Source organism: Streptomyces sp. SID5464, assembly GCF_009862985.1.
In the GTDB taxonomy this organism is placed as follows: Bacteria; Actinomycetota; Actinomycetes; order Streptomycetales; family Streptomycetaceae; genus Streptomyces; species Streptomyces chartreusis_D.
On sequence record NZ_WWIQ01000065.1, the window covers coordinates 1 to 3,172 of the forward strand.

Here is a 3,172-nt window from a genome sequence, read left to right on the forward strand (position 1 = left end):
CCTCTAAGTTGAAGGAACCCAGAGGCATACGAGAGGCAAGGTTCCACAGACGGACGCTGTTGTCATAGCTGCCGGTGACGGCGATGGGCTGGTTGTCGACGGTGGTACAGGCCGCAGCCAGCACCCAGAGAGTGTGGCCGGTGAGTGGGTCGCCGATCGGTGTGCGAGTGGTGAGGTCCCACAGACGGACGGTTTGGTCGTCGCTGCCGGTGACGGCGACTGGCCGGTTGCCGACGGTGGTACAGGCAACGGCATGCACAGCGCCAGTGTGGCCGGTGAGCGGGTCGCCGATCGGTGTGCGAGTGGTGAGGTCCCACAGACGGACCGTGAAATCAGAGCTGCCGGTGACCGCGACAGGCCGGTTACCGACGGTGGTACAGGTAACGGCCCACACAGCGCCGGTGTGGCCGGTGAGCGGGTCGCCGATCGGGGTACCGGTGGTGAGGTCCCACAGACGGACCGTGCTGTCGCGGCTGCTGGTGACCGCGACAGGCCGATTATCGACAGTGGTGCAGGCAACGCCCCCCACCCAGCCGTCGTGGCCGGTGAGCGTGTCGAGCAATGCAGCGGAGAACTTGCTGCCGCTGGCCCATCGGACGGCCCAGTCTTCCCCGGGAATTCGCTCTGTGAGCTGCTGCCGCAGCACCTTTGCTCCGGCCCGGGCGGCATCGAGAGCGAGGAGTTGCCGGCGTGCTGGTAGCTCCGCAGTCTCGTGGAGGTCGATTGACGTGCGGTAGACGGCTGCGGTCAAGCGGGCGATGGTGCTGCGGGCATGGCGTAAATAGGGAGTGAGGCGGCGGGGGACGGCGTGGACGAGGTACTCGGCGTCGTTCAGGATGCTGTCGAGGCAGTCGGCTTCGGTCGCGTGGAAGGCGAGGTTGCTGAGGGTGTAGGGATGGGCGCGTGACCAGTCTCGGGTCGCGTCGGCACGGTACGGCACACGGCTGGTGAGTGTCTTCGTGAAGGCGGCGTGGACGGTATGGGGATCGGTGCCATCGCGGAGGTGTTCGGCCAGGGCTTGGTGGTAGAGCCGGTAGGCCGAGCGGCTGTATCCGGTGGCTTCGACGACGTAGGAGCCGGCGTTGCGGCGGAGCCACAGAAGGTCTTCGTCGGTGTAGATGCGGCCGGACAAGGCAGACGCCAGGGGGGCCCAGATGTCTTCCCAGGGAAGGCCTTGTCCCTGAGCGAAGGCCAGTGGGCGTAGCAGGTCGCTGGCGCGTTGGGCTTCGGTGCCCAGGCGGCGGGTGAGGTCGTCGCGCATGGCGTCGCCGGCGTGACGCGGCAGGCCGGCCCGCCATGCGGGATCGTGGGAGTTGCGGACGATGTCTTCGGCGGCGGCGAGGGTTCCGGCGGTGATGCGGGCGACGAGGAACGAGGTCCCCGCCGCGTCCACGATGGCTTCCGCCACCGGCTTCAGTGTTGTGGGGTCGTCCCGGTAAGGGCTGTCGAACCGTGCTTCGAGGAGGGTGCGTACGGCGTATGCCTGGAGTGCTTCAGGGTCGGCATACTGTGGAGCGTCGAGGTTGACGACTTCCTCGGAGTTCTGCGTGAGGCCCAGCCGGTCGAGCAGGTAGGGCCTGGTGCCGAGCAGCAGACGAATCTTTCCGTTGGAGTGGTCGATCAGCGGCCGTAGGATGCGGCTGCAGAGGGTGTTCGGGGTGGCTGCTTCGTCCAGAGCGTCGAGGAGGACGGTCAGGGGGCGTTGGTGATCGTCGGGGGCGGGGAGCGCTTCGAGTAGCTCGCCGACGGTGTGAGCGCTGACCTTCGCGGCAGCGGCGATTCCGTGCAGGACGTCGTTGTCAGTGAGGTTCTGCGCGTACATGGCCACGTCGACGGCATGGGGGTCCGGCATCAGGTGCTTGCTGAGGCCGAGTGTGTCGATCGGGACGGACTGCCGGCGCTCTGGGTGCGTAAGAGCTGCAATGAGGCCCAGTACAGCGGTCTTGCCCGAGCCAGGGCCAGCGGTTACGACCCGGCAGGTATTCCGGCCGTCGGTGTCGGTGCGGTCTAGCCAGGAACTGAGGTCGGCGAGGGCGCAGTGGCGGCCGCAGAACCACCAGCCTTGTGAAGCGTCGTCGGGGTACCCCATGGCCCGGACCAGGAGACGTCTGGTGAACTCGGTGTCACGGCGCTGTGCGTGTTCGTCGAACTCGGCGGCCTGTTGGACAGCCAGGTCGACATCGGTGAGCCGGTTGCTGTGGCGGGGATTGGCCAGGAACGCGGGCGGCTCCCCGGTCAGTCCGTTCAACGACAGGGTGATGCGCTGGTAGCCGGGGCGGTCGGGGTGGTCGTTCATCTGCTGCACGACGGTTGACAACGACAGCGACTGCGGGCTGTACCCGGCGGTGGCCAGACTGCCGACCGCGTCCCTGAACAGGCGAGGGAAGAGGCCGGTCTGCGCCTGCTGGTGGGGTTGGGCGGAGGAGATGACCACCAGGCCAGAACCGGTGTCCTGCCCCCACTGGGCACTGATTCGGTCCAGGGCGGACGCGGCCATCTCGTTGCCGCCCTGCCCGGAGAAGCAGGTGTCCAGCACCAGGAGCAGACGCCGTACCTTGGTGCCGCGCAGCATTGCGTCGGCGAGATCAGCTGTCCTCAACGCGGTGTATGAGAGGTCCTCGGGATCGGTGTCGGAGGCCAGCAGCACATGATCTCGCCGGTCGTCGAGAACCTCACCGTGGCTGCAGATGTACACCGCGACGAAGTCGTCCTCCCGACGCTCGGGTGAAATGCAGAACATGCGAAGCTGGTCGGACAGCTGTGCTCGGGTGGGGTCCATGCCGAGGGCGCTGTGGTGCTGATAGCCCAGCTTGTCTGTGAAGAGGTCGATCACGCTCTGGCGTGCCTCAGCCAGTCCTGGACGGTTCAACTCCGGGCTCTTAAGGTACCGGGACACGGCGGTGGCGATCAGAAACCGACGAGGCTCGCCCGCCTCGGCCGCTGCTCCGCCGATGTCAGGGATCATGCAAGGCCGTCCGCGATCGCCTGTCCGCAGAGTTCGTCGGTCAAGTAGGCGGTCGCATCATGTGCGTGCGACCCGTTATGGACCAGCCCCGGGCGCACCGACTCACCGAAACACGGGCGCAAGTCCTTGACTAGGGCCACGACGTCCCCGGCGTCGGCGAGGTTGGTCCACACCAGCTCATCGCCGCCCGGCCACACCCCCTGAGAG

At 67.0% G+C, this 3,172-nt stretch carries 1 protein-coding gene and 1 pseudogene; both read right to left on the reverse strand.

The genetic code is table 11. The features are described from left to right. Nucleotides 1–2,965, reverse strand: a 2,965-nt coding sequence (locus GTY47_RS31320; protein WP_010049303.1) for a caspase family protein, incomplete at its 3' end; no start/stop codon positions are given. Beyond that, a pseudogene (locus GTY47_RS41380) lies at nt 2,962–3,172 on the reverse strand (hypothetical protein); the annotation flags it as partial. The gene GTY47_RS31320 and the pseudogene GTY47_RS41380, both read right to left, overlap by 4 nt.